28 protein-coding genes are annotated in these 26,915 nt (G+C 58.0%); 12 read left to right on the forward strand and 16 right to left on the reverse strand.

Annotated elements, in window-relative coordinates; translation table 11 throughout:
• Nucleotides 1-313: 313 nt before the first annotated feature.
• From ENTCL_RS16860 to ENTCL_RS16880, 5 genes are all read left to right on the forward strand, one after another.
• The gene (locus ENTCL_RS16860; protein ID WP_013367354.1) at nt 314-1,813 is read left to right on the forward strand and encodes a sugar ABC transporter ATP-binding protein; all 1,500 of its coding nucleotides are present in this window, start codon (nt 314-316) and stop codon (nt 1,811-1,813) included.
• Nucleotides 1,814-1,815: 2 nt separating this feature from the next.
• The gene (locus tag ENTCL_RS16865) at nt 1,816-2,799 is read left to right on the forward strand and encodes an ABC transporter permease (RefSeq protein ID WP_013367355.1); all 984 of its coding nucleotides are present in this window, start codon (nt 1,816-1,818) and stop codon (nt 2,797-2,799) included.
• A gap of 75 nt (nt 2,800-2,874) precedes the next feature.
• Nucleotides 2,875-3,825: an ABC transporter substrate-binding protein gene (locus tag ENTCL_RS16870; RefSeq protein WP_013367356.1), complete on the forward strand. Its 951-nt coding sequence runs from the start codon at nt 2,875-2,877 to the stop codon at nt 3,823-3,825.
• Between the two features lie 131 nt (nt 3,826-3,956).
• Complete coding sequence (locus ENTCL_RS16875; protein WP_013367357.1) at nt 3,957-4,955, forward strand: LacI family DNA-binding transcriptional regulator; 999 nt, start codon at nt 3,957-3,959, stop codon at nt 4,953-4,955.
• A gap of 91 nt (nt 4,956-5,046) precedes the next feature.
• Complete coding sequence (locus ENTCL_RS16880; RefSeq protein ID WP_013367358.1) at nt 5,047-5,694, forward strand: L-fuculose-phosphate aldolase; 648 nt, start codon at nt 5,047-5,049, stop codon at nt 5,692-5,694.
• Nucleotides 5,695-5,735: 41 nt separating this feature from the next.
• Here the strand turns inward: ENTCL_RS16880 and ENTCL_RS16885 are convergent, their stop codons facing one another.
• Nucleotides 5,736-6,227: a YajQ family cyclic di-GMP-binding protein gene (locus ENTCL_RS16885; protein ID WP_013367359.1), complete on the reverse strand. Its 492-nt coding sequence runs from the start codon at nt 6,225-6,227 to the stop codon at nt 5,736-5,738.
• Nucleotides 6,228-6,380: 153 nt separating this feature from the next.
• Here ENTCL_RS16885 and panE point away from each other — a divergent pair, with 153 nt between their 5' ends.
• Nucleotides 6,381-7,295: a 2-dehydropantoate 2-reductase gene (panE, locus tag ENTCL_RS16890; RefSeq protein ID WP_013367360.1), complete on the forward strand. Its 915-nt coding sequence runs from the start codon at nt 6,381-6,383 to the stop codon at nt 7,293-7,295.
• Nucleotides 7,255-7,845, forward strand: coding sequence for a protein deglycase YajL (yajL, locus tag ENTCL_RS16895; protein ID WP_013367361.1), 591 nt, complete (start codon nt 7,255-7,257; stop codon nt 7,843-7,845). The genes panE and yajL overlap by 41 nt, the downstream gene beginning before the upstream one ends.
• Nucleotides 7,846-7,937: 92 nt before the next feature.
• Here yajL and thiI read toward each other — a convergent pair whose 3' ends face one another.
• A complete protein-coding gene (gene thiI, locus ENTCL_RS16900; protein ID WP_013367362.1) occupies nt 7,938-9,386 on the reverse strand; it encodes a tRNA uracil 4-sulfurtransferase ThiI in 1,449 nt (482 codons plus the stop codon).
• Nucleotides 9,387-9,594: 208 nt separating this feature from the next.
• On the opposite strand from thiI, the gene xseB reads away from it, so the two are divergent.
• From xseB to dxs, 3 genes are read left to right on the forward strand one after another with little or no spacing between them, the layout of a single operon-like run.
• Nucleotides 9,595-9,837 carry an exodeoxyribonuclease VII small subunit gene (xseB, locus tag ENTCL_RS16905; RefSeq protein WP_013367363.1) on the forward strand — a complete coding sequence of 81 codons (243 nt, stop codon included), beginning with the start codon at nt 9,595-9,597 and terminating at the stop codon, nt 9,835-9,837.
• Complete coding sequence (gene ispA / locus ENTCL_RS16910) at nt 9,838-10,737, forward strand: (2E,6E)-farnesyl diphosphate synthase (RefSeq protein ID WP_013367364.1); 900 nt, start codon at nt 9,838-9,840, stop codon at nt 10,735-10,737.
• A gap of 25 nt (nt 10,738-10,762) precedes the next feature.
• The gene (dxs, locus tag ENTCL_RS16915; protein WP_013367365.1) at nt 10,763-12,625 is read left to right on the forward strand and encodes a 1-deoxy-D-xylulose-5-phosphate synthase; all 1,863 of its coding nucleotides are present in this window, start codon (nt 10,763-10,765) and stop codon (nt 12,623-12,625) included.
• Between the two features lie 109 nt (nt 12,626-12,734).
• Here the strand turns inward: dxs and pgpA are convergent, their stop codons facing one another.
• From pgpA to nrdR, 6 genes are all read right to left on the reverse strand, one after another.
• Nucleotides 12,735-13,292 carry a phosphatidylglycerophosphatase A gene (gene pgpA, locus ENTCL_RS16920; RefSeq protein WP_125451919.1) on the reverse strand — a complete coding sequence of 186 codons (558 nt, stop codon included), beginning with the start codon at nt 13,290-13,292 and terminating at the stop codon, nt 12,735-12,737.
• On the reverse strand, nt 13,228-14,202 hold the full coding sequence (gene thiL, locus ENTCL_RS16925; RefSeq protein WP_013367367.1) for a thiamine-phosphate kinase: 975 nt from the start codon (nt 14,200-14,202) through the stop codon (nt 13,228-13,230). The genes pgpA and thiL overlap by 65 nt, the downstream gene beginning before the upstream one ends.
• 70 nt (nt 14,203-14,272) lie before the next feature.
• Entirely contained in the window at nt 14,273-14,692 is a 420-nt protein-coding gene (gene nusB, locus ENTCL_RS16930) for a transcription antitermination factor NusB (protein WP_013367368.1), read from the reverse strand.
• A gap of 19 nt (nt 14,693-14,711) precedes the next feature.
• Nucleotides 14,712-15,182, reverse strand: a complete 471-nt coding sequence (gene ribH, locus ENTCL_RS16935; RefSeq protein ID WP_013367369.1) for a 6,7-dimethyl-8-ribityllumazine synthase — start codon at nt 15,180-15,182, stop codon at nt 14,712-14,714.
• 74 nt (nt 15,183-15,256) lie between these two features.
• Complete coding sequence (gene ribD / locus ENTCL_RS16940) at nt 15,257-16,363, reverse strand: bifunctional diaminohydroxyphosphoribosylaminopyrimidine deaminase/5-amino-6-(5-phosphoribosylamino)uracil reductase RibD (protein WP_013367370.1); 1,107 nt, start codon at nt 16,361-16,363, stop codon at nt 15,257-15,259.
• Nucleotides 16,364-16,366: 3 nt separating this feature from the next.
• Nucleotides 16,367-16,816: a transcriptional regulator NrdR gene (gene nrdR / locus ENTCL_RS16945; protein WP_013367371.1), complete on the reverse strand. Its 450-nt coding sequence runs from the start codon at nt 16,814-16,816 to the stop codon at nt 16,367-16,369.
• A gap of 145 nt (nt 16,817-16,961) precedes the next feature.
• Between nrdR and ENTCL_RS16950 the strand changes: the two genes are divergently transcribed.
• Both ENTCL_RS16950 and ENTCL_RS16955 read left to right on the forward strand, forming a co-directional pair.
• A complete protein-coding gene (locus ENTCL_RS16950; protein ID WP_013367372.1) occupies nt 16,962-17,504 on the forward strand; it encodes a SadB/YajI family lipoprotein in 543 nt (180 codons plus the stop codon).
• Between the two features lie 301 nt (nt 17,505-17,805).
• A complete protein-coding gene (locus ENTCL_RS16955; RefSeq protein ID WP_013367373.1) occupies nt 17,806-18,699 on the forward strand; it encodes a nucleoside-specific channel-forming protein Tsx in 894 nt (297 codons plus the stop codon).
• Nucleotides 18,700-18,743: 44 nt separating this feature from the next.
• Here ENTCL_RS16955 and ENTCL_RS16960 read toward each other — a convergent pair whose 3' ends face one another.
• The 8 genes from ENTCL_RS16960 to queA form a co-directional block, all read right to left on the reverse strand.
• Nucleotides 18,744-19,436, reverse strand: a complete 693-nt coding sequence (locus tag ENTCL_RS16960) for a helix-turn-helix transcriptional regulator (RefSeq protein WP_013367374.1) — start codon at nt 19,434-19,436, stop codon at nt 18,744-18,746.
• A 17-nt stretch (nt 19,437-19,453) separates the two neighbouring features.
• The gene (locus ENTCL_RS16965; RefSeq protein ID WP_013367375.1) at nt 19,454-19,819 is read right to left on the reverse strand and encodes a VOC family protein; all 366 of its coding nucleotides are present in this window, start codon (nt 19,817-19,819) and stop codon (nt 19,454-19,456) included.
• 77 nt (nt 19,820-19,896) lie between these two features.
• Nucleotides 19,897-21,306, reverse strand: coding sequence for a M24 family metallopeptidase (locus ENTCL_RS16970; RefSeq protein ID WP_013367376.1), 1,410 nt, complete (start codon nt 21,304-21,306; stop codon nt 19,897-19,899).
• Nucleotides 21,307-21,422: 116 nt separating this feature from the next.
• Nucleotides 21,423-22,394: a protein translocase subunit SecF gene (gene secF, locus ENTCL_RS16975; protein WP_013367377.1), complete on the reverse strand. Its 972-nt coding sequence runs from the start codon at nt 22,392-22,394 to the stop codon at nt 21,423-21,425.
• 10 nt (nt 22,395-22,404) lie between these two features.
• The gene (gene secD, locus ENTCL_RS16980; RefSeq protein ID WP_071841419.1) at nt 22,405-24,252 is read right to left on the reverse strand and encodes a protein translocase subunit SecD; all 1,848 of its coding nucleotides are present in this window, start codon (nt 24,250-24,252) and stop codon (nt 22,405-22,407) included.
• A 27-nt stretch (nt 24,253-24,279) separates the two neighbouring features.
• Complete coding sequence (yajC, locus tag ENTCL_RS16985; RefSeq protein ID WP_013367379.1) at nt 24,280-24,612, reverse strand: preprotein translocase subunit YajC; 333 nt, start codon at nt 24,610-24,612, stop codon at nt 24,280-24,282.
• Nucleotides 24,613-24,634: 22 nt separating this feature from the next.
• On the reverse strand, nt 24,635-25,762 hold the full coding sequence (gene tgt, locus ENTCL_RS16990; RefSeq protein WP_012133574.1) for a tRNA guanosine(34) transglycosylase Tgt: 1,128 nt from the start codon (nt 25,760-25,762) through the stop codon (nt 24,635-24,637).
• Nucleotides 25,763-25,815: 53 nt separating this feature from the next.
• Entirely contained in the window at nt 25,816-26,886 is a 1,071-nt protein-coding gene (gene queA, locus ENTCL_RS16995; protein ID WP_013367380.1) for a tRNA preQ1(34) S-adenosylmethionine ribosyltransferase-isomerase QueA, read from the reverse strand.
• Nucleotides 26,887-26,915: the final 29 nt, after the last annotated feature.

A 26,915-nucleotide genomic window follows, 5' to 3' on the forward strand; every position in this document is an offset into this window, starting at 1 on the left:
CGCTAAAATTACTCATTTTGCTAACTCGAATTAGCTTAGGTTTCATACGATTTTAACCACAACAAATTTGTCATGGATTTGTGAGCGCTTTCACGAAGAGTGGTCAAAATTCGATCGCCGTCAGATAACTCGTTTCAGCAAAATTATATAATTACTTTATATTTCAAATAATTAATTAAATATGTTTGCACAGAGTCACAATTTGAATACAAATGATTTGGCTAAATTTTGAGCCTGAAATAGCTTTTAACGGCGAAAGCTAATTCGAGTTAGCCAATATGCAGCAGCCCGATCTCATGCGGAGAACGCCATAATGTCCGAGACATTTTTGCAGATGAGCCATATCACCAAGCGCTTTCCGGGCGTATTAGCGCTGAGTAACGTCAGTTTTAATTTACGTCCAGGCGAAGTCCATGCGCTGCTCGGTGAAAACGGCGCGGGGAAATCCACTCTGATGAAAATTCTCTCCGGCGTCTACCAGCCTGATGAAGGGGAAATCACTTTTGAGGGGAATCCCGTTTCATTTGCCGATCCGCTGAGCGCGCAGCGGGCGGGAATTACCATCATTCATCAGGAATTTAATCTTTTCCCTGATTTAACCGTGGAAGAAAATATCTTTATCGGCCGCGAGTTTTGTAAAAATAACCGCTGGCGGCTGGATGATAAATCCCAGCGTCAGGCGGTAGTTGATATTTTAAAGCAGCTCAATTTATCCGTCTCGCCGCAGACCCGCGTGGCGGATTTAACCGTCGCCCAGCAGCAAATGGTGGAGATAGCCAAGGCCATCTCGGTGAACGCCAAAGTGCTTATCATGGATGAGCCGACCGCCGCCCTGACCGAAAGCGAAATTGAGAGCCTGTTTGCCGTCACCCGCCTGCTGAAAGCGCGCGGTACCGGCATCGTCTATATCTCTCACCGCCTGGAAGAACTGGCGCTTATCGCCGACCGGGCCACCGTCATGCGCGACGGGCAGTATATCGCCACCGTGGATTACGAGTTGGTGCAAATCAGCGAGCTTATCGCCATGATGGTGGGACGCGATCTTGGCAATATTTACCCAAAACGCGCGCCGCAAACCCGTCGTCAGCCGGTGCTGGAGGTTAAGGGGCTGCAGCGTAAAGACGTCCTGCACGACATCAGCTTCACCCTGCACCGCGGGGAGATCCTCGGGCTTGCCGGCCTGATGGGCGCCGGGCGAACCGAGCTTGGCAGAGCGCTGTTCGGCGCGGATCCCATCGACGGCGGCAGCGTGGTGCTCAACGGCCAGCCGGTGGTGATTAAAAACGTCTCTGACGCCATCAGCCGGGGAATTAGCTACCTCACGGAAGACAGAAAAAAAGAGGGGCTGGCGCTGGGGCTTTCCGTTGAAGCGAATATTATGCTCGGCAATTATCCGGAGTTCAGCACGCCTCTGGGCAACGTCAACGAAAAAGCCTGTCAGCAGACCAGCAGCGAACTGGTCAAAACCTTACGCATCAAAACGCCCCACCTGCAGCAGGCCGCCCTGAATTTAAGCGGCGGTAATCAGCAGAAAATTATTATTGCCCGCTGGGTCTGTAAAGACACCGATATTCTCATTTTTGACGAACCCACCCGCGGCATTGACGTTGGCGCCAAGCTGGAAATTTATGAGCTGATGAATCGTCTGGTCGCCAAAGGTAAATCCATCATCATGATCTCTTCCGAACTCCCGGAAGTGCTTGGCATGTGCGACCGTATTCTGGTCATGCGCGGCGGGCGAATTACTGGAGAAATGAATGCGGATACCGCCACCCAGGAAAAAATCATGCAGTACGCGACGCTGGAGGATTAAACATGACCATCTCTGTCCCTACCGCTAAAAGCGAAAATAATAAAGTGAAAGTGAATAAAGCGTTATTAATGCGCCTGGCGCCGTTATTCAGCCTGATTTTGCTGGTGCTTTTTTTCAGCTTCAGCTCGCCGTTCTTTTTTAATACCGAAAACCTGATGACGATCGCCCTGCAAACCTCGGTTATCGGCATCATGGCGATCGGCGTCACCTTCGTGATCATTACCGCCGGGATCGACCTGTCGTTAGGCTCGGTGGTGGCGTTTTCCGGCGTCGTGGTGGGTATCTGCGCAAGCTTCGGCCTGCCCCTGCCGCTGTGCGTACTGGCAGGCGTTATTGCCGGCGGACTGTGCGGCTATGTGAACGCCTTCCTGGTGACCAAAGCGGCCATTCCGCCGTTTATCGCCACCCTGGGCCTGATGATGTCGGTACGCGGTATCAACATGGTGATGACCGACGGGCGGGCCATCTATTTCTCCGACTACCCGATGTTCAAAATGCTCGCCCAGGGACGGCTGTTTGACGTCCTGCCGTATCCGGTGTTCTATCTGGCGATCGTCGCGCTGGGCTCTGCATACCTGCTGAAGAAAACGGTCATTGGCCGCTACGTTTATGCCGTTGGCAGCAATGAAACCGCCGCGCATCTCTCCGGGATCAAAGTTCAGCGGGTCAAAATTTTCGTCTACGCCTTCTGCGGCCTGCTGACCGGCATCGCCGGGGTGATCCTCGCCTCGCGTCTGAACTCCGGGCAGCCGACCGTCGGCGTTGGCTATGAGCTGGAGGCTATCGCCGCGGTGGTGATCGGCGGCACCAGCCTGATGGGCGGTATCGGCACCATCGGCGGCACGATAATCGGCGCGTTTATTATGAGCGTGCTGAAAAACGGCCTCAACCTGATGGGTGTGTCCCAGTTCTGGCAGATGGTGGCGATGGGTATTGTGGTCGTGGCCGCCGTGTATCTCGATACGCTACGGAAAAAAATGCGTTGAATCTTGCCGCCCGGCAATACCGGGTATATCCCTGCCCTGACGTTTAGGGTGCAAAACTCAAGACGGAGCACAATAATGAAAACCAGGCACTTCCTCTCAGCATTGTCGCTGCTTGCACTGATGACCAGCAGCGCGCTGGCCAAAGACTTCAACCTGCCGGTGGTGAGTAAAGGCTTCCAGCACGAATTCTGGCAAACGGTCAAAATGGGTACCGAAGCGGCAGCGAAAGAGCTGGGCGATAAAACCAGCTACGTCGGCCCGGCGGACGAAACGCAAATCGCCGAGCAGATCCAGCTGGTGGAAAACACCATGGCGCAGAAACCGAACGGCCTGCTGCTGGCCGCGCTGGATGAAAACGCGCTGGCGCCGCTGGTCGAGACCGCCAACAGCCGCGGTATCAAGGTGGTCACCTTTGACTCCGGCGTCAACTCCGCCATTCCGGCAAGCTTTGTCGCCACCAACAACCGCAAAGCGGGCGCTGGCGCGGCGGATGCGCTGGCGGAACAGCTCAGCGGTAAAGGTAAAGTCGGTATTATCGCCCACGTTGCCGGTACCTCATCGGCGATCGAGCGCTCCGAAGGTTTCTCCGCGCGGATGAAAGAGAAGTACCCTGACATTCAGGTACTGCCGGTACAGTACAGCGACGGCGACCCGCAAAAAGCGATGGATAAAACCATCGACATGGTGCAGGCCAACCCCGATCTGGCCGGGATCTACGCCACCAACGAAGGATCGACGCTCGGGGTGGCCAACGCCATCGACAGCCAGAACCTGAAGGGCAAAATTAAAGTGATCGGCTTCGACAGTACGGAAGCCATCATCAACTTCCTGAAAAACGGCGTAATTCAGGGCTTTATGGTGCAGGATGCCTTCCAGATAGGCTATCAGGGGATTAAAGCGCTGGATGCCGTCCTGTCAGGACAAACCGTGCCGAAGCAAATCGATATCCCGGTGAAATACGTCAATGCCAAAAACCTGGATACCCCGGAAATCGAAAAGCTGCTGCACCCGTTAGGTAAAAAGTAATCGCGTCGGGGCGGCAACGCCCCGTCTTCGCGCTGGCAAGCATAACCGCCGGATGCCTCACGACAATGCGGGCTAATCCTTTTATGATGGCGGAAGTCTTTTTTCTATGGAAGTCTGCGGAGCGCTCAGTGATGGCCAAAACTGTTGAACAAATTGCCAACGACCTGAACCTGTCGGTCACGACCGTCAGGCTGGTCCTGAACGGGAAAGCGGAGCAGTACCGCATCAGCGCCAAAACCCAGGCGCGCATCAATCAGCACGTTGAGCTGTATGGCTATACCCTCAACCATTCGGCGCGCAGCCTGAAGCTGAACAAAACCGATACGCTGGGCCTTATCGTTCCCAATATTTCCAACGTCTTCTTCGCTACGCTTGCGGAAAAGCTGGAGCTGCGCTGCCGCCGCTCGGGTTATCAGCTCACCATCAGCTGTACCTACAACGACGTCGATTACGAAAACAAGCTGGTCAGGGCGCTGATTGACCGCAACGTCGACGGCCTGTTTATTGTGCCGTCAACGCTTGAGAACCAGCAGCACCACCTGCGGCAGGTGAAAAAACCGCTGGTGCTGCTCGACCGCGATTTTAAATACACCGACAACGCGCTGGTGGAAAGCCACAACGTCGAGGGCGGCCAGCGGCTGACGGAAAACCTGCTCGCCGCCGGCGCTTCGCCGGTCTGGTTTCTGGTGGGCGATACGGCGCTGCCCAGTATTCGCGACCGTCTTGAAGGCTACCTGAACGCGCTGAAAAAGCACGGTATTGAACACCGCGACTGGGTGCTGAGCGTGAATGAAAACACCCCGGAAGGCGGCAAGCTCATTATGAATCAGCTGCTGGACGCCCACGGCGCCCCGGACGCCTTTATCGCATCGTCGCTGCCGATGCTGGAAGGCGCGATTGAAGCGCTGCGCGACCGTCTGGGCGAAGTGCCGCAGCAGATCAACATCGGCACCTTCGACGAACACCCGATGCTCGGCTTTCTTGCCAATAACGTCTGGTCGATGCAGCAGGATGAAAACGCCTGGGCCGAGCAGGCGTTCGACATCATGCAGAACGCGCTTGATGGCCATCCGCTGAAGGAGACCATCAAAGTAAAAATGAAGCTGATTAAGCGAACGCGACGCGCCTGATCGGCAAACAACAGACTACTCACGCCTGCGGTCTGGACGCCAACCTGCGTCCAGTGGCTTCCTTTTGCCCCGAAGTACCCGGAGAAGAAAAATGGAACGTTCGACGCTGTCTTGCGACATTATTGAAACCTGCCTCGAAATGACGCGCCTTGGGCTCAACCAGGGCACCGCGGGAAATATCAGCACCCGCTATGGCGACGGCATGCTGATTACGCCCACCGGTATTCCTTATGAGCGGCTGACCGAAAACCAGATAGTCTATGTCGATGCCCAGGGAGGCCACGAAGAAGGCAAGCTGCCGTCCAGCGAATGGCGTTTTCACCAGGTGGTGTACCAGACCCGGCCGGATGCGCAGGCGGTGGTGCATAACCACGCGGTACACTGTACGGCGGTCTCGATCCTGAATCGTCCGATTCCGGCCATTCACTATATGATCGCCGCTGCGGGCGGTAACTCTATCCCCTGCGCCCCGTATGCAACGTTTGGCACCAAAGCGCTTTCCGAACATGTCGCGGTCGCCATTCAGGATCGCAAAGCGACGCTGCTGCAGCATCACGGGCTGATTGCGTTTGAATCTAGTCTGGAAAAGGCGCTGTGGCTGGCGCAGGAAGTGGAGGTGCTGGCAAAACTGTATCTCGCCACTCTTGCGGTCACCGATAATGTGCCGGTGCTGCCGGATGCGGAGATCGCCGTGGTGCTGGAGAAATTTAAAAGCTACGGCCTGCGGGTGGAAGAGTAAAAAATGAAGGTCTCCGCCCGCCGACGGGCGGAGACTCAGGATTAATCGCGGAAGTTTTTAAACTGGAACGGCTGCCCCAGATTGCCGCCGCGCACCAGCGCCATCACCGCCTGCAGGTCGTCGCGCGACTTGCCGGTGACGCGAATCTCTTCGCCCTGGATCTGCGCCTGCACCTTCAGCTTGCTGTCTTTAATCAGCTTAACAATCTTCTTCTGTACCGAGCTTTCAATGCCGGTTTTCAGCTTAGCCTCGACGAACCAGGTTTTGCCGCTGTGGACAAACTCTTCCGGCACCTCGATTGAGTTACCTTCAATGCCGCGCTTAAGCAGCTTGGCGCGCAGGATGTCGAGCAGCTGGTTGACCTGGAAATCCGACTCGCTCAGAACTTTAATGGTTTCGTTTTTTTCGTTCAGCTCAATGGTCGCCTCTACGCCACGGAAGTCAAAACGGGATTCAACTTCACGCGCCGCGTTATCCACAGCGTTTTTGGCTTCCTGAAGATCGACTTCAGAGACAATATCGAAAGATGGCATGTTTTATTCTCCCTCTCTTTTTGTTGCGATGCATAATACCCGCACAGCCAGAGAACACAACCTGTTATCCCTGTGTCTGCCGGGGAGTCGTCGGCGCTATAATAATGGCATAATGAGCAAAATGCCTGATCCTGCAGCAGGTGAGGAGAACGAATGAAGATTACCGTGCTTGGATGCGGCGCCCTCGGACAATTATGGCTTACCGCCCTCTACCGGCAAGGGCATGAGGTGCAGGGCTGGCTGCGCGTGCCCCAGCCCTGGTGCAGCGTCAACGTGCAGGAGACCAACGGCCAGGTGTTCAATGAGCTGCTGACGGCCAACGACCCCGATTTTCTCGCCCGAAGCGATCTCCTGCTGGTCACGCTGAAAGCCTGGCAGGTTTCCACCGCGGTGAAAAACCTGGCCGCTCAGCTGCCCGCCGCCAGCCCGGTGCTGCTCATTCATAACGGCATGGGAACCCTGGAAGAGCTGCGCACGCTGCAGCAGCCGCTGCTTATCGGTATGACCACGCACGCCGCCCGTCGCGACGGCAACCTGATTATCCACGTCGCCAACGGAATTACCCATATCGGACCGGCCAACGCCGCCGCCCAGGAGTACAGCTTTCTCGCCGATACGCTGCACGCGGCCCTGCCGGATGTCGCCTGGCACGATGAAATGGGCAGCGCCAGCTGGAAGAAGCTCGCCGTTAACTGCGTGGTTAATCCGCTTACCGCGCTTTACGACTGCCCGAACGGCGCGCTGCGCGAGCACCCGCAAGAGGTTGAGGCCATCTGCAACGAGGTGGCGGCGGTGATGCAGCGTGAAGGACATCATTCCAGCCCGGACGATTTGCTGTTTTACGTCTGGCAGGTGGTCGACAGCACGGCGGCCAACATCTCGTCCATGCTGCAGGACGTCCGGGCGCGGCGCCACACCGAGATTGACTACATCACCGGCTATCTGCTTAATCGCGCGCGCGCTCATGGCATCAGCGTGCCGGAAAACGCCAGGCTGTATGAACTGATTAAACGTAAGGAGAATGAGTATGAGCGCATCAGCGCTGGTTTGTCTCGCCCCTGGGAGTGAAGAGACCGAAGCCGTAACCACTATCGATCTGCTGGTTCGCGGCGGCATTAGCGTCACCACGGCGAGCGTCGCCAGCGACGGCGAATTAGTCATCACCTGCTCGCGCGGCGTCAAACTGCTGGCGGACGCGCCGCTGGTGCAGGTGGCCGACGGAGATTATGACGTCATCGTCCTGCCCGGCGGTCTGAAAGGCGCGGAATGCTTTCGCGACAGCCCGCTACTGGTCGAAACCGTACGCCAGTTTCACCTTTCCGGGCGTATCGTCGCCGCTATCTGCGCGGCCGCCGGGACGGTGCTGGTTCCGCACGCGATATTCCCTGTCGGCAATATGACCGGTTATCCGGGGCTGAAGGACGCCATTCCTGAAGATCAGTGGGTGGATAAGCGCATCGTTTGGGATCCGCGCGTCAATCTGCTCACCAGCCAGGGGCCGGGAACGTCGATTGATTTTGCGCTGAAGATTATCGATCTGCTGGTCGGGCGCGAGAAAGCCCATGAAGTCGCATCGTCACTGGTGATGGCGGCAGGAATTTATAACTACTACGAGTAGGTTGTAAAAAGCCGGGTGGCCGCTGGCCTTACCCGGCCTGGACAAGCGCGGTACCGTAGGCCCGGTAAGCAAAGCGCCACCGGGCAAGAAAACTACGGGCGATACACCTTCACGTTGGCAAAACCCTGCTCGCGCAGGTACAGCGCCTGCAGCCGGCTCATCACGCCGCGCTCGCACCACAGCAGCCAGGTTTTGCTTTGGTCGAGGTTGCCAAATTGGGTGCTGAGCTTGTAGAACGGCAGCGACACAACCTCCACCCCTTCTACGTTCAGCGGCTTATCGTCCTGCTCGTCGATGGCGCGAATATCAAGGATAACGTCGTTGGCGCCGAAGCCGCTGACGGTTTCCACTTCCACCACCTCCTGCCCGGCCTGCTGGGCGATTTCGCGGATATCGACGTTGGTCGCTTCTGCCACAACCTTATCGAGGATCGCAAAATCGAAATGCTCCTCTTCCGCCTCAATCTTTGCCTTCACCGCCTTCACGGTCGGGCTTTTTGAGATAACGCCGCAGTATTCCGGCATCGTGCGGGCAAAATCTTCTGTGCCGATTTCGCGCGCCAGATTAATGATGTGCTCTTTGTCGTAGGAAATCAGCGGGCGCAGCACCAGCGTATCGGAAACGTTGTCGATAAGACGCAGGTTGGTCAGCGTCTGGCTGGAGACCTGGCCCAGCGCTTCGCCGGTGACCAGCGCCTGTACGCCGTAGCGCTCCGCCACTTTTGACGCAGCGCGGACCATCATGCGCTTGAGCACCACGCCCATCTGGCCGTCGTCCACTTTTTCGAGGATTTCACCCACCACCGGCTCAAAGTTGATCGCCACAAAGCGCACGCGATGGGAGCTGCCAAAACGGTTCCACAGATAGTGCGCCACCTGACGAACGCCGATTTCATGGGCAGCGCCGCCGAGGTTAAAGAAGCAGTAGTGCACGCGGCAGCCGCGGCGCATCAGCATGTAGCTGGAGACGCCGGAGTCGAAGCCGCCGGAAATCAGCGACAGCACGTCTTCCTGGGTGCCGATCGGGAAGCCGCCGATACCCTCATAGCGCCCTTTCACCAGCAGCAGGCGATCGTTTTCGATCTCCAGGTTCACGGTGACGTCCGGGTTGGTGAGCTTCACGCGCGCGGATTCAATATGCTGATTCAGACCGCCGCCGACATAGCGCTCGACCTCAATGGAGCTGAACTCATGCTTGCCGCGACGCTTCACGCGCACGCAGAAGGTCTTGCCTTCAAGCTGTTCGCGCCACAGCGGCAGGGTCTGCTCAAAAATGTCGTGCAGGGAGGTGAAAGGAACATCCTCCACCTCCAGAATATGGTGGATCCCCGGAATACGGGTCAGCGCGTCGCGGATCGCCAGACGCTGGTTTTCGTCTTTGGCGCGAACTTCAATGTGATCCCAGTGACGAACGACGGCAAGCGTCTCGTCATAGTGCTTGAGGACGTTACGAATATTCCCGGTAAGCATTTTTATAAAGCGCAAACGCACAGATTGGCTTTTGATGGTAATTTCCGGGAACAATTTAATGATAAACTTCATGGCGGCAATGGTTCGTTGGCAAACCCGTCGGGGTTTGTGGGGCAAAAAATACAGCAGCCCACACCTGCGGCTGCATCCAGGCGCGCAAGTATATCATCATCATGGTTAACCTGCGCACTTTACACCTTACCATTGTGCGTTATTTGCTTCGTGCCAAGACTCCGCTACCATAGCGGGGTTGCGAGATAACAAGAGTCAGACATTCACTATGCCAAAGAAAAATGAAGCGTCAGCCAGTTTCGAAAGCGCGTTAACTGAGCTTGAGCAGATAGTCTCCCGTCTTGAAAACGGCGACCTGCCGCTGGAAGAGGCGCTGAATGAATTTGAACGCGGCGTACAGCTGGCGCGTCAGGGACAGGTGAAGCTGCAGCAGGCGGAACAGCGCGTGCAAATTCTGCTGGCCGATAGCCAGGACGCTCCCCTGACCCCTTTCACCCCGGACGCTGAGTAAATGGACTTCACGCAACAGTTGCAGACGTGCGTCACGCGGGCTAACGACGCGCTGCGCCAGTTTATCGAGCCGCAGCCCTTTCAGAACACTCCGCTGGTTGAGGCGATGCACTACGGCGCACTATTGGGCGGCAAACGCCTGCGTCCGTTCCTCGTCTACGCGACCGGCACGATGTTTGGCGTCAGCTTAACGACGCTGGATGCCCCCGCCGCGGCGGTAGAATGTATCCATGCCTATTCGCTCATGCACGACGACCTTCCGGCGATGGACGACGACGATCTGCGCCGTGGCCAGCCGACCTGCCACGTCAAGTTCGGCGAAGCGAACGCCATCCTGGCCGGAGACGCGCTGCAGACGCTGGCGTTTTCAATCCTCAGCGATGCGCCAATGCCGGAAGTGGCGGACCGCGATCGCATCGCGATGATTTCCGAACTGGCGCAGGCCAGCGGCGTCGCCGGGATGTGCGGCGGCCAGGCGCTGGATCTGCAGGCGGAAGGCCAGCAGGTCGACCTCGCCGCGCTGGAGCGGATCCATCGCCACAAAACCGGGGCGCTGATCCGCGCCGCCGTCCGCTTAGGCGCGCTGAGCGCGGGCGAAAAAGGCCGCGCGGCGCTGCCGGTGCTGGATAAGTACGCCGAGAGCATCGGTCTTGCCTTCCAGGTACAGGATGACATTCTGGATGTGGTGGGGGATACTGCGACCCTTGGGAAACGTCAGGGCGCCGATCAGCAGCTTGGCAAAAGTACCTACCCTGCCTTACTGGGCCTTGAGCAAGCCCGGATGAAAGCCCGTGATCTGATAGAAGACGCCCGCCGGTCGCTGAGCGAACTGGCCGCGCATTCACTGGATACCACGGCACTGGAAGCGCTTGCGAACTATATAATCCAGCGTGATAAATAATCTATAACACCACGATGAGTCTCTGATGAGTTTTGATATTGCCAAATACCCGACGCTGGCGCTGGTAGATTCCACTCAGGAATTGCGTCTGCTGCCGAAAGAGAGTCTGCCGAAACTGTGCGACGAGCTGCGTCGCTACCTGCTCGACAGCGTCAGCCGCTCGAGCGGACACTTCGCCTCCGGGCTTGGCACGGTGGAGCTGACCGTTGCGCTGCACTATGTCTACAACACCCCGTTCGACAGGCTCATCTGGGACGTCGGCCATCAGGCTTATCCGCACAAAATTCTCACCGGCCGCCGCGACCGTATCGGCACCATCCGCCAGAAAGGCGGTCTGCATCCGTTCCCGTGGCGCGGTGAAAGCGAGTACGACGTACTGAGCGTCGGCCACTCCTCGACCTCGATTTCCGCCGGTATCGGCATCGCGATTGCCGCAGCCAAAGAGGGCAAACAGCGCCGGACCGTCTGCGTGATTGGCGACGGCGCCATCACCGCGGGGATGTCGTTTGAGGCGATGAACCACGCGGGCGACATTAAGCCCGATATGCTGGTTATCCTCAACGATAACGAGATGTCTATCTCCGAAAACGTCGGCGCGCTGAACAACCATCTGGCGCAGCTGCTCTCGGGTAAGCTCTACTCGTCCCTGCGCGAAGGCGGCAAAAAGGTGTTCTCCGGCGTACCGCCGATTAAAGAGCTGCTTAAGCGCACCGAAGAGCATATCAAAGGCATGGTGGTGCCCGGCACGCTGTTCGAAGAGCTCGGCTTTAACTATATCGGCCCGGTCGACGGCCACGACGTGCTCGGGCTCATCACCACGCTCAAGAACATGCGCGACCTGAAAGGCCCGCAGTTCCTGCATATCATGACCAAGAAAGGGCGCGGCTACGAGCCGGCGGAGAAAGATCCGATCACCTTCCACGCCGTGCCGAAGTTCGATCACACCAGCGGCAAGCTGCCGAAAAGCAGCGGCGGCCTGCCGAGCTACTCCAAGATTTTTGGCGACTGGCTGTGTGAAACCGCGGCCAAAGACAGCAAGCTGATGGCCATTACGCCCGCCATGCGCGAAGGCTCCGGCATGGTCGAGTTTTCTAAACGCTACCCGGATCAGTACTTTGACGTGGCGATCGCCGAACAGCATGCGGTGACCTTTGCCGCCGGGCTGGCGATTGGCGGCTTTAAGCCGGTGGTGGCGATTTACTCCACCTTCCTGCAGCGCGCCTATGACCAGGTTATCCACGATGTGGCTATCCAGAAGCTGCCGGTGCTGTTTGCCGTCGACCGCGCCGGGATCGTCGGCGCCGACGGGCAGACCCATCAGGGCGCGTTCGATCTCTCCTTCCTGCGCTGCATCCCGGAGATGGTCATCATGACCCCCAGCGATGAAAACGAATGCCGCCAGATGCTGTTTACCGGCTACCACCACGGCGACGGGCCAAGCGTCGTGCGCTACCCGCGCGGCAGCGGTACCGGCGCTGAGCTCACGCCGCTGGAAAAACTGCCGCTGGGTAAGGGCGTGATAAAACGCCGCGGCGAGAAAATCGCTATCCTCAACTTCGGCACGCTGCTGTCGGAAGCCGCCGTGGCGGCGGAGAAATGCAACGCGACCCTCGTGGACATGCGCTTTGTGAAGCCGCTTGATGAAGCCCTGATCCTGCAAATGGCGGAGCAGCACGACGCGCTGGTCACGCTGGAGGAGAACGCCGTCATCGGCGGCGCGGGCAGCGGCGTAAACGACGTGCTGATGGCGCACCGCCGCGCCGTGCCGGTGCTCAACCTCGGCCTGCCGGACTTCTTCATCCCGCAGGGAACCCAGGAGGAGGCCCGCGCCGACATCGGTCTTGATGCCGCGGGTATTGAAAGCAAAATCCGCAGCTGGCTCGCCTGACCGCCTTTTCCCCTGCCGCAGATCTAAAAAGGGCTGTCGGATTATACTTATCCGGACAGCCCTGCAGAAACGTGAAGCCGTTAACGTCCTTTTGCGTCAAAGACAGGGGTTACATCAGCCCCAGCGGCCAGTGGTGGCCTATCACGTAGAGAATGCCTGCGGAAATAATCCCGGCGATAATATCGTCGACCATAATCCCCATTCCGCCGTGGACGTTGCGATCGAACCAGCGAATCGGCCAGGGCTTCCACATATCGAAAATGCGGAAAATGACAAACCCGGCGGCGACCCACCGCCAGTCGAGGACGGGTAACGCCATCAGCGTTATCCACATGCCGACAAACTCATCCCAGACGATACTGCCGTGATCGTGCACCCCCATGTCTTTGGCGGTGCGATGGCAGATATAGACCCCAAGGCAGATCCCCAGCATCACCACCAGCGAATAGAGCTGCCACGGCAGAAAGGTCATCAGATACCAGAACGGGATAGCGGCAAGCGACCCCATCGTACCGGGCACCACGGGGCTCAGACCGCTGCCGAATCCAGTGGCCAGCAGGTGCCAGGGATTTTGCAAATTGAGCCGGCTTTTGGCGATATCTTTACTGCGCAAAATGGTCGTACCCCTTCCAGTCGAGCATGACGGCTTTACCCTCGCGCTGGAAATGCATCCCTTCCACGTCCGCGCTAATCTGGCCGATGCAGGTATACGGCATGTTTAAGTTGCCGATAGCCACCTCCAGCGCGCCGCGGTTGAGCTCCGGCACGGTGAAGCACAGCTCGTAGTCTTCTCCGCCGGAGAGCGCCCAGCGCAGGGCCTGCTCCGGCGCGACGTGGCGCTGCATTGCCGCAGAAAACGGCAGCGCATCCAGATCGATACGCGCGCCGCAGCGGCTGGCGGTCAGAATGTGGCCGAGATCGGAAATCAGCCCGTCGGAGAGATCGATTGCCGACGTCGCCAGATTGCGCAGCGCCTGGCCGGTTAAAATGCGCGGCGTCGGGCGCAGATGACGTTTTTGCAGATAGCGGGCGTCCTCTGCGTCATCAACCGTCAGACGGTGTTGCAAAATCGCCAGACCGGCGGCGCTGTCTCCCGGCGTGCCGGTGACGTAAATCCAGTCGCCGGGTTTTGCGCCGGAGCGCTTGAGCGCCCGCCCCTGCGGGACGAAGCCATGAATTCCCAGCGTCATCGACAGCGGGCCACGGGTCGTATCGCCGCCAATCAGCTGCATATTGTAATAGCTTAGCTGTTCGAACAGGCTGTCGCTGAAGGCGGCAAGCCACGCCTCATCGACCGACGGCAGAGTGAGCGCCAGCGTCAGCCAGGCCGGGTCTGCACCCATCGCCGCGAGGTCGCTCAGGTTAACCGCCAGCGCCTTACAGGCCAGATCGGCGGGATCGATATCGGGTAAAAAGTGGATGCCCGACACCAGCGTATCGGTGCTGATCGCCAGCGTCTGTTTTTCGGGAATATTCAGCAGTGCGCAATCGTCGCCAATACCGGTTTCGACATCAAGACGAGAGCTTCTGACACGATCGAAATAACGGGCAATCAGGGAAAATTCGCCGCATGCCATACGTTATGCCTCAGCAGAGAAAAGACAAGGCCGGGGATGAGAAGAAAAACCTCATCGCCCGGCCTGAAGATTACTTCTTGTGGGGACGGATAGCCGGCGCGGCTTTATCCAGCACGCCGTTGACGAACTTATGGCTGTCTTCTGCGCCAAAGGTTTTCGCCAGTTCGATGGCTTCGTTGATGGCAACCTTATACGGTACGTCATCGCGCTTTGACAGTTCAAACAGCGCGATGCGCAGCACCGCTTTCTCGACCTGACCCAGCTCTTCGAGCTGACGGGACAGATACGGCTTCATCAGACCGTCAAGGTACGCGCTGTTAGTCGCCACACCGGACAGCAGTTCACGGAAATACAGGACGTCAACGTCTTTTACGTCCTGTTCCGCCAGGAACTGGTATTCAACATCAGCGATGTCGTTTTTAGACAACTGCCAGGAGTAAAGCGCCTGAACGGCACATTCACGGGCGCGGCGACGAGCAGCAGGTTTCACGGAATTCCCCTTACGAAAATCAGGCCTTGATGGCTTTCAATACATTAATCATTTCAAGCGCGGTCAGTGCAGCTTCCGCGCCTTTGTTACCGGCTTTAGTACCGGCACGTTCGATAGCTTGTTCAATGCTTTCGGTGGTCAGAACACCAAAAGCAACCGGGATCTCGCACGCCTGAGCGACGTGCGCCAGGCCGTTGCTTGCGCCACCGGCGACATATTCAAAGTGAGCCGTACCGCCACGGATAACGGTTCCCAGCGCGATCACCGCATCATACTTATTGGTTTTCGCCAGCGCGCCAGCCGCCAGCGGCAGCTCGTAGGCGCCAGGCACCCAAACCACGGTGATGTTGTCATCTTTAACCTGACCGATGCGCTTCAGAGCATCAATCGCGCCTTCCAGCAGGCTGTCGTTGATGAAGTTATTGAAACGCGCAATGGTGATGGCGATGCGGGCTTCCGGGGCAGCTACGTTAGCTTCGATAATGTTCATATTCTTCCTTTTGGGATTCGACTTGCCCCGCAGGGGGGCGGATTTTATCATAATAATTTACGCACTGCCGAAGTTTATGGCGCAGGCGTCAAGTGCAGGCACAAATCCGGGCCAACCTGCCGTATCTCATTGAATCTGAATTGGGGTGCGTCGGCCAGTTTCTCAAGCCCTGGCAGCACACAAAGACCGCGCGCATCGCTACCTAACAGTTTAGGCGCAACGTAGACAATAAGCTCATCCACTACCCCCGCCTGCAGCAGCGCGCCCGCCAGCCGCGGTCCCGCTTCGACCCAGACGCTGTTTATCTGCCGACGACCCAGCTGCATCATCAGCAGCACCAGATCAAGCTGGCCGTTGTGCGCCGGAATGTTCAGCGTACTGACGCCGTCGGGCCACTGACGCGAATCCTCGTCGGTACGGGCAAACCAGGTCTCCCCGGGCTGATGGACAATGCGGTGCTCCGGCGTCACGCGGTTGCGGCTGTCGATAACAATACGCACCGGCTGGCGCAGATTTTCCTGCGGGTAGCTGGCCTGGGTATCGGCATCCAGCTCCTCCCAGCGCACGGTCAGCGCGGGGTCGTCCGCCAGCACCGTCGCGCTGCTGGTCAGAATGGCATGGCTTTGCGCGCGCAAACGCTGCACGTCGCGTCGCGCCTGCGGCGAGGTTATCCACTGGCTTTCGCCGCTCGCCATCGCCGTACCGCCGTCGAGCGAGGCGCCAAGCTTAAGCTGCAGCCAGGGAAAACCGGTGCGCATGCGCTTGAGGAAGCCTTTATTAAGCTGCTCCGCTTCGCTCATCATCAGGCCATGGCTGACCTCAACGCCCGCCTGCTGCAGGCGATACAGCCCGCGTCCGGCGACCTGCGGGTTAGGGTCCTGCATCGCCGCCACCACGCGGCTGACGCCCGCGGCGATCAGCGCATCGCAGCACGGCGGCGTGCGCCCGTGATGGCTGCAGGGCTCCAGCGTGACGTAGGCCGTCGCGCCCCTGGCTTTATCGCCCGCCATCCGCAGCGCATGCACTTCGGCATGGGGTTCGCCCGCGCGAAGATGAAAACCTTCCCCGACGATGTCGCCGTCACGGACAATCACGCAGCCGACGCGAGGGTTAGGATGGGTAGTAAAACGACCGCGCTGCGCCAGCTTAAGCGCTCGCGCCATGTAGACTTCATCCTGCATGACTTAATCCTGTAAGCGGGCGATCTCTTCGCCGAATTCTTTGATGTCTTCAAAGCTGCGGTACACCGAGGCGAAGCGGATGTAGGCGACTTTATCCAGTTTCTTCAGCTGCTCCATCACCAGGTTGCCGATCATTTTGCTCGGCACTTCGCGTTCGCCGGTAGCGCGCAGCTGGGACTTGATATGGTTCAACGCCATTTCGACATCGTCAGAGCTGACCGGACGCTTCTCCAGCGCCTTTTGCATCCCGCGACGCAGCTTGTCTTCGTTAAACGGTTCGCGAACATCGTTGCTTTTTACCACCCGCGGCATCACAAGTTCGGCCACTTCAAAGGTCGTAAAACGCTCATTGCAAACCAGGCACTGGCGGCGACGGCGCACGGAGGAGCCTTCCCCCACCAGTCGGGAGTCAATCACTTTGGTATCTACGGCGAAACAAAATGGGCAGTGCATGGCGCGTCCTGACGGTGAAAAGGTGACATCCTGCCATTTTACCACGACCAGCATAGCGGCGTCATTTTGAGACAAACCCCCGATGGCAAACACAGCGATACTGCTACCATTACCCCTAATATTTGCCTTTCAGGAAGTGAGAGTGATGACAAGACGTTACGTTCGATTACTGGTGCTCAGCAGCCTGTTTACCCTCAGCGCCTGCGCGCAGCAGAGCGAAATCCGCCAGATGCACCAGAGCGTCAGCACCCTGAGCCAGGAGATGACCAGGCTCAACCAGGAAACGGTGAAAATCACCCAGCAGAACGCGCTCAACGCGAAATCCACCCGCGGCGTCTACCTGCTGCCTGGCGCCAACACCCCGGCTCGCCTGGAAAGCCAGATTGGCACCCTGCGGATGTCGCTTGTCAATATCGCGCAGAACGCCGACGGCATGCGCGTCACGCTGCGCATTCAGGGCGAATCTAACGATCCGCTGCCCGCCTTTAGCGGCACGGTGGAATGGGGCGAAATTCAGGGCACCACAGCCCAGTTCCAGGAAGCGAATGTCAAAAATCAGCTCATCAGCGCCCCGGCCAGCCTGCTGGCGCCGAGCGATGTCGATATTCCTCTACAGCTTAGCGGCCTTAACCCCGCGCAGCCGGTGTTTGTCCGCATTCACGACATCCAGCCGACCACCCCGCAGTAACCCCCGCTCCGGTGTCGGGGGGTCCCGGCGCCATTCGCGTTCACCGCTTTTCGATTCGCCGCACGGTATTTACGTTTATCCAGAAAAACCAGGAAACATTTTCATCTTCCCGTACGATCGCCGCCGTCAAATGTGCGCAAACGTGAACGCAATCGATTACGTACTTGAGAGAACTGTGAAACAACACATATTTTTGTGAGCAGTGATTCTTATAATAGGCCTCGCAGAACAAAGTTACATTTAGAAACGTCCAGGCATCTATTTTCATTCCCGGAAGGGATTTCAAATCAGTGGCATTATTATGAAAAAAACATTACTTGCGGCCAGTGCAGTGCTTGCTCTTTCATCCTCATTCCCGGCATCCGCTGCCGAGACCAGCAAACCAGAATATGTGTCCGACTGGTGGCATCAGAGCGTCAACGTGGTGGGCAGCTACCACACGCGCTTTGGGCCGCTCATCAATAACGACGTGTATCTCGAATACGAAGCGTTCGCCAAGAAGGACTGGTTTGATTTCTACGGCTACATCGATATTCCTAAGACGTTCGGTATCGGCAACGGTAACGACAAAGGCGCCTGGGATAACGGTTCCCGTATGTTTATGGAAATCGAACCGCGCTTCTCTATCGATAAGCTGACCGGTACCAGCCTGGCGTTTGGTCCGTTCAAAGAGTGGTACATCGCCAACAACTACATTTATGACATGGGTGCGAAAGGCGAAGAGAGCACCAAGCAGAGCACCTGGTACATGGGTCTCGGTACCGATATCGATACCGGCCTGCCGATGAGCCTGTCGCTGAACGTGTATGCCAAATACCAGTGGCAGAACTATGGCGCGTCCAACGAAAACGAGTGGGATGGTTACCGCTTCAAAGTGAAATACTTTGTGCCGATCACCCAGCTGTGGGGCGGCCAGCTGAGCTACATCGGCTTCACCAACTTCGACTGGGGCTCGGATCTCGGCAGCGACAACTTCTACGACAACAACGGGAAGCATGCGCGCACCAGCAACTCTATCGCCTCCAGCCACATTCTGGCGCTGAACTACGATCACTGGCACTACTCGGTGGTTGCGCGTTACTGGCACAACGGCGGCCAGTGGGCTGACGACGCCAGCCTGAACTTCGGCAACGGCGACTTCAACGTGAAGTCTACCGGCTGGGGCGGCTACCTGGTGGTCGGCTACAACTTCTAAGACCGGCCCCAGACAGCAAAAAGCCAGCGTTCGCGCTGGCTTTTTTACTTCCGCTCCTCGCGCCGGACCTTGCGCAGGAAATCGCTTAACGAACGATCGGCGCTTTCGCTAAAACGCCGCGATGTCGCCACGATATTCAGACAGCGCTCCAGACGAAAACAGCGGTAGTCCTCCCGCCTCTCGCACCAGGCGGCCAGCAGCCAGTGCTCGCCCCAGAAGAAGAGTCCCAGCGGCTGTACATCGCGCCAGGTCAGCTGGCCCGTTTCGTCGCGGTAGTGAAGCGACAGCACCTGCTGGGCGGAAATCGCGTGATGAATCAGGTCGAAATCGCGGCGGGAATGCTGCTGGATGCCCATATCCGGCGCGAACACCCGCGCCTGTTCGGCCTTGCGACGGCTGTCGGCGGGCAGAATCGCCAGCACCTTCTCCTGCGCCGACTCCAGCGAGGCCGACAGCGACTCCCCGCCCCAGGTTTTCAGCAGCCGGATAGCCACCATCAGCGCTTCCGATTCCCGGGCGGTCAGCATCAGCGGCGGTAAATCGTAGCCGTCCAGCAGCCGATAGCCGCTCCCCGCCTCGCCCTCCACCGGCACGCCGGAAAGCGACAGGTCGCGGATATCGCGGTACACGGTGCGCTCAGAAACGCCGAGCCGCTCCGCCAACAGCGCCGCCGTCGTCAGCCTCCTGCCGCGCAGGATCTGCACAATCTGAAACAAGCGGTCGGCGCGTCGGGTCATGGTGGTGTCATTTCGCCTCAGGCGGGTTGATGCAGGCCGATGCGGTTGCCTTCGCTGTCGGTAAACAGCGCAATAGCGCCAATGCCGTCGGGCAGCTCCAGCGGGCCAAATACGCATTCGCCGCCCTTTGCCGCCACGTTTTTCAGCGTTCCGCGCAGGTCGTCGGTATGCAGATAAATAATACATCCCTGCGACGACGGCGTAATGTGTTCAAACTTCGCCAGCGCGCCGCCGGTTTGCTCATCGCGATGCGGGAACACCGCCAGCTCCGCCCCCTCCATCACTTCACGGCGCAGCGTAACGCCCATCACCGACTCATAAAACGCCACGGCGCGCGCCATATCGCTCACGGGGATTTCAAACCAGTTAATCACGTTGTTCATACTGCCTCCTGTCACCTTGGGTTAGTTCAGGAGAAGTGTAGAACAGGCCTCCTGACAGCATACTGTCAGGAGTGTTGTCAGGAGCCCGCAGATTGACACACCAGCGCCCGGGTCGGGTCCAGCAGCCATGGGCGCAGGTAGCCTACCGTATTTGAGAACGGCAGCACCTCCTCCGGCAGCGTAATGCCGATATGGCGGGCAATGTAGTCGCGCCGCGCCTGCACTCTTGCCCACAGCGCCGGGTACCCGGCGGCCAGCTCCGCGCGCAGCGCCGCATCGGCCAGCGCCACGGTATCTTCAATGCTGGCGCCCGCATATCCCGCCCGGGAAGGAATAATATCGATTTGCAGCAGCATACCGCTCGCCAGCGGAATGTCAGACCCCGGGTAAATGGGCGAGCAGAGCCACTCTTCGTCCGCGACCAGATGGCCGGGGTTCAGGTGCCAGTGGTACTGCGCTTTTGGCAGCACGCGCTCGATGAGCTGGTACATGTCGCCGCCGGTTACGCCTGGACGCAAATGCTCAAGCCAGCTCACTACCGCCCGAAAATAAGGAATCGCGACCACCTCAAGATAATCGCTGACGTTCGCGGCAAGCTCTCCGGCATTTTCCACCACATAGGCCGCCCGGCTGCTGAGGCCGCCTTTATAGCTCGTCGTCAGGGAAAACGTATCGCCGCGCTGGATACGCTTATCGCCGGGATAGAGCCTGGCGTTGGCGAAACGATCGCCGGTGGCGGCAATCATCACCACGTTATTCGGCTGTCCGTCGGCGGCCAGCAGCGCGCCAATCTGCTTTTCCGTCTTTCCAGGCGCAACCGCATTCAGCGCCGTGAGGATCGCCGTCGACGCCAGGTTAGCGCCATATTCGTAGTGCGCCAGCTCGTTGGCGTTATTGACGGTGCGCGCGCCGCCGTCCGGGGAGATAAAAATGCCGGTAGCGTTACGTAAAACCGCGCCGCCGCCCGCGGCTTCACGGATAGCATCCACCATAAACGACGGCAGATCGAACATGCCCTGCACCGCCTCGCCGCAGCCGGTGAAGAGCTTCCAACCGGCAAGCCCCAGCGTTTTGTCGCGGTCTATCCCCGCCTCCCGCAGCAGGTCCGCCAGCGTTTTGCCGGGCGTCATCGGCTGGTTGGGCAGCGAAAACCACGGCGCGTGGAACACGCGGTTTTCCAGCCAGGCATGCGGCGCAAGCTTGAGGTTCTCGTTGCCGAGCACCAGCGCCGCCTCGCCGCTGCGCTGCAGCACCAGCAGCGCCTCCTCAAAGCGCGGGATAAAGCCCGTCAGATACTCAAAGTTTCCGCCGTGCTCCTTATCGGCGTACACCACCAGGGTATCAATCCCGTCGCGCGTCATCTGCGCCAGCACGCGCGCTTTGCGCTGCCGCATCGTCTCATCGGTAAGATCAACGCAAGGCAGGCTGTGCCAGCAGTCCGGCTGAGGAACAACGTGAAGGGAGACATCGCGGCGGGCATCGTGCATTTCTGGGGCTTCCTGTAATCAGAGACAGAGGAGCCACCATAGCGGGAATTACCGGGTTTGTAATAAAAAAATCCCGGTCGTTTGACCGGGATTTCGTTTTTCCGTACCGCAGGGGCTTAAGGAAGAATCGACGGCTGATCCGCCCCTTCTTTCTCGACTTTCTGCTGCAGCAGGTGTTCGCGCTTCATACCCAGCTTCAGCGCCAGCGCGGAAGCCACGTAGATAGACGACGCGGTACCGATCGACACGCCGATAAGCATGGTCAGCGAGAAGCCTTCCAGAATCGGGCCGCCGAACAGGAACAGCATCAGAATAACCACCAACGTCGTACCGGAGGTAATCAACGTACGGTGCAGCGTCTGGGTCAGCGACACGTTAAAGATCTCGTAAGGCGTACCGCGGCGGATCTTGCGGAAGTTCTCACGGATACGGTCCGATACCACGATGCTGTCGTTCAGGGAGTAACCGATAACCGACATCAGCGATGCCACAATGGTCAGGTCAATCTCAATATGGAACAGCGACAGAATGCCCAGCGTGATGATCACGTCGTGCGCCAGCGCGATAACCACACCGGCCGCCAGGCGCCACTCGAAGCGGAACCCTACGTAGATCAGGATGGAGATCAGCGCCGCCATCAGCGCCATGGCCCCAGACTGGGCAAGATCCGCGCCGACGCTCGGCCCCACAAACTCAATACGCTTGACCGCCGCGTTTTGGCTGGTGGATTCGTTAACTACCGCGAGAACTTTACTTCCCAGTTCCTGACCGCCGTCCGCGCCCTTCACCGGCGGCATACGCACCATGATGTCGTGGCTGCTGCCAAAGTTCTGCAGCTGCGGCTCGTTAAAGCCCGCTTTTTCCAGCGACAGGCGCATCTGATCCATATCGACCGGTTTTTCCAGCGTGATCTCAATAACCGTACCGCCGGTAAAATCCAGCCCCCAGTTAAAGCCACGCACGCCCATCACAATGATGGCCAGCACCAGCAGCAGACCCGAAATGCCGAAGGCCCAGTAGTCCCAGCGCATAAAGTCATAGACTTTACGGCCGTGGTTCAATTGTTCAACAGTATATTCCTGTGCCACAACGCACTCCTCAGATAGACAGCTTGTTGATGCGTTTGCCGCCATACAACAGGTTCACGATGGCACGCGTACCGACGATCGCCGTAAACATGGACGTTGCCACACCGATGCCGGTAGTGATTGCAAAGCCTTTAATCGCACCGGTACCGACCGCATACAGGATGATCACTTTAATCAGCGTCGTCACGTTCGCATCGAAGATTGAGCTGAACGCACCGCGGTAGCCTTCGTCAATCGCCTGCTGCACGGTACGGCCGTTGCTCAGTTCTTCCTTAATACGTTCGTTAATCAGTACGTTGGCGTCGACCGCCACCGCAAGGGTTAACACGATACCCGCAATCCCCGGCATACTCAGGGTTGCCCCCGGCAGCAGCGACATGATGCCGACGATCAGCACCAGGTTGGCAATCAGCGCGCTCGTCGCGATCAGACCAAACTTCTTGTAGAAGAGGATCATGAAGATGACGGAGGCCAGCAGACCGGCCAGGCAGGCTTCCAGACCCTGTTTGATGTTCTGCATACCCAGGGTTGGGCCGATGGTGCGTTCTTCAACGATCTGGATTGGCGCGATCAGCGCACCGGCACGCAGCAGCAGCGACAGCTGACGCGCTTCGTTCGGGTTGCTGATACCGGTGATACGGAAGCTGTTGCCCAGGCGAGACTGGATGTTGGCGATGTTAATCACCTCTTCCTGCTTCACCAGAATGGCGCGGCCTTTCGCATCTTTCTTACCGCTGTCTTTATACTCTACGAACAGGGTCGCCATCGGCTTGCCGATGTTGTCCTTGGTAAAGTTAGACATGATGTTGCCGCCCGCGCTGTCCAGCGAGATGTTCACCTGCGGCTGGTTGTATTCGTCCTGGCTTGAGGTGGAGTCGGTGATATGGTCACCGGTCAGGATCACGCGTTTGTACAGCACCACCGGCTGGCCTTCACGGGTGTCTTTGACCTCAGAATCGCCCGGTACGCGGCCGGAAGCCGCCGCAGCCTGGTCGACATTGGTGTTCACCAGACGGAACTCCAGCGTTGCGGTCGCGCCAAGGATTTCCTTCGCCCGCGCCGTATCCTGAATACCCGGCAGCTCAACCACGATGCGCTCCGCGCCCTGGCGTTGCACCACCGGTTCGGCGACGCCGAGCTGGTTCACACGGTTACGCAGGATGTTGATGTTCTGCTGGACCGCATATTCGCGCGCTTCTTTCAGGCGCGTATCGGTCATTACCGCACGCAGCTGGTTGCTGCCCTGGCTGGAAATCACCAGATCGCGATGGCGTGCCGTCAGATAGTCAATCGCCTGATCGCGCGCCGCGCCGTCGCGGAACGTGATGCTCAGACCGAAGTTATCTTCTTTGCGAACGGTAGTATAGGGGATGCCTTTTTCACGCAGATCGCTGCGCAGGCTGTCGATGTTTTGTTCCTGGAGCTTACCGAGCGCGGTATCCATATCCACTTCCATCAGGAAGTGCACGCCGCCGCGCAGGTCAAGACCGAGCTTCATCGGGTCGGCATGAATGGCCGCCAGCCAGCGCGGGGTTGCAGGAGCAAGGTTTAGCGCCACGACATACTTGTCACCCAGCACGGAAACCAGCGCTTCGCGCGCGCGCAGCTGGGTGTCAGTGGAGTCGAAGCGAGCAAGAATAGCGCCCTCTTCCAGTGCCACAGACTTCGCGGTAATTTTTTCTTCTTGTAAGGTTTTCTGGACCTGGATCAGCGTTTGCTCACTGGCGGCGACGCCGCGCACGCCAGTGATTTGAACAGCCGGATCCTCACCATAAAGGTTGGGAAGTGCGTAAAGCAGGCCGCCGATAATCACGACGACCAGCATAATGTACTTCCACAAAGGATAACGGTTTAACACGGCAGTTCCCTTTGGGAAAACAATGGATTACAGCGCTTTCATGGTGCCTTTCGGCAGCACGGCGGCAACGAAGTCACGCTTGATGACAACTTCGGTGGTGTCGTTCAGTGCGATAGCAATGTAGCCGGTTTCCGCTACTTTGGTTACGCGACCAACCAGGCCACCGTTAGTCAGGACTTCATCACCTTTAGCGATAGAGTCCATCAGCTTTTTATGATCTTTGGTACGCTTCTGCTGTGGACGCAGGATCATGAAGTAGAAAATCAGACCGAACACCACCAGCATCAGGATCAGAGACATCGGGCTGCCCTGCGCCGGCGCACCGGTAGCTGCTACCGCATCAGAAATAAAAAAGCTCATTGAATTTCCCTCATTATTAAAATTAATCAACGTTCAAAGGTGGAACAGGTCGACCCTGACGTTGGTAAAAATCCGTCACGAAGCTCTCTAATTTACCCTCTTCGATAGCCTTGCGTAAACCCGCCATTAAGCGCTGATAATAGCGAAGGTTATGAATGGTATTGAGACGCGCCCCCAAAATTTCATTGCAACGGTCCAGATGATGCAAGTAAGCGCGCGAATAATTGCGACATGTGTAGCAATCGCACTCTGCATCAAGCGGACTGGTGTCGCTCTTATGTTTTGCGTTGCGGATTTTCACCACGCCGTCGGTCACAAACAGGTGACCATTGCGGGCATTACGGGTTGGCATCACGCAGTCAAACATATCGATGCCGCGACGCACGCCTTCAACCAGGTCTTCCGGTTTACCAACGCCCATCAGGTAACGTGGTTTGTCAGCCGGAATTTGCGGGCAGACATGCTCAAGAATGCGGTGCATGTCTTCCTTCGGTTCGCCTACAGCCAGACCGCCGACAGCGTAGCCATCAAAGCCTATCTCTACCAGACCTTTCACAGAGATATCGCGTAAATCTTCGTAAACGCTGCCCTGAATGATGCCAAACAGCGCGTTTTTGTTGCCCAGCCCGTCAAAACGGTCGCGGCTGCGTTTGGCCCAGCGCAGGGACATTTCCATGGAGCGCTTCGCGTAGTCCCAGTCCGCCGGGTACGGCGTGCACTCGTCAAAGATCATCACGATGTCAGATCCGAGATCGTACTGAATCTCCATCGATTTTTCCGGATCGAGGAAAATCGGATCGCCGTTGATCGGGTTGCGGAAGTGAACGCCCTGCTCGGTGATTTTGCGGATATCGCCAAGGCTGAACACCTGGAAACCGCCGGAATCGGTGAGGATCGGGCCTTTCCACTGCATGAAATCGTGCAGATCGCCGTGCAGCTTCATGATCTCCTGACCCGGGCGCAGCCACAGATGGAAGGTGTTGCCGAGAATAATCTGCGCGCCGGTCGCTTCAACTTCTTCCGGCGTCATGCCCTTAACGGTGCCGTAGGTGCCCACGGGCATAAAGGCCGGCGTTTCCACTACGCCGCGATCAAACACCAGGCGGCCGCGGCGTGCGCGTCCGTCGGTCGTATCCAGTTCAAATTTCATTTTCTCTCCAGCGTCAGAAAAACAGTCCGACGTTTTAAAACGGTGTCGCGGAATCAGTCCCCGACACGCTCATGTAAAGCCTGCGGATTGTACGTGATAAACATCGCGTCCCCGTAGCTAAAAAAGCGATAATTTTGTTCTACCGCAGCCTTGTAGGCATTCATGGTGTGCTGATAGCCGGCAAAGGCGGACACCAGCATAATCAGCGTCGATTCTGGCAGATGGAAGTTGGTCACCAGCGCATCGATAATCTGGTACTGATAGCCCGGGTAGATGAAGATTTGCGTATCGCCGAAGAACGGTTCGATCCGTTCCTTTTTCGCGGCCTGCGCGGCGCTCTCCAGCGAGCGAACGGAGGTCGTGCCGACGGCAATCACGCGGCTGCCGCGGGCTTTGGCGGCCATGACCGCATCAACCACCTCCTGCGGCACCTCGGCGTACTCCGAATGCATGATGTGGTCTTCAATGCTGTCCACGCGCACCGGCTGGAACGTCCCCGCGCCGACGTGCAGCGTCACGAACGCCATCTCGATGCCTTTCTCGCGAAGCGCCGCCAGCAGCGGTTCGTCAAAGTGCAGCCCCGCCGTTGGCGCCGCGACCGCGCCAGGCTTCTGGCTGTAGACGGTCTGGTACAGCTCGCGGTCGGCGTCTTCGTCCGGACGGTCGATATAGGGCGGCAGCGGCATGTGGCCGATGGCGTTGAGAATATCCAGCACCGGACGCTCGTCGTTGAATTCGACCTCAAACAGCGCATCGTGACGGGCCGTCATCGTTGCGTTGATGCTCTCATCATCGCCCAACAGCAGCTCGGTACCCGGCTTCGGCGCTTTCGACGCGCGAATATGTGCCAGAATACGTTTATCATCAAGCATACGTTCGACCAGCACCTCAATCTTGCCGCCGCTGGCTTTACGGCCAAACAGGCGCGCCGGGATCACGCGGGTATTGTTGAACACCAGCAGATCGCCGGGGTTGAGCTTGTCGAGCAAATCGGTGAAAGTACCGTGCGTCAGCGTCCCCGTCGGCCCGTCCAGCGACAACAGGCGGCAGCTACTGCGCTCGGGTTGCGGATAGTGGGCAATCAGGGATTCAGGAAGTTCAAAGGAAAAATCGGCGACGCGCATGACGTATACTCGTGACTTAAAAACAGGCG

The organism is [Enterobacter] lignolyticus SCF1, assembly GCF_000164865.1.
GTDB classification, from domain to species: Bacteria; Pseudomonadota; Gammaproteobacteria; order Enterobacterales; family Enterobacteriaceae; genus Enterobacter_B; species Enterobacter_B lignolyticus.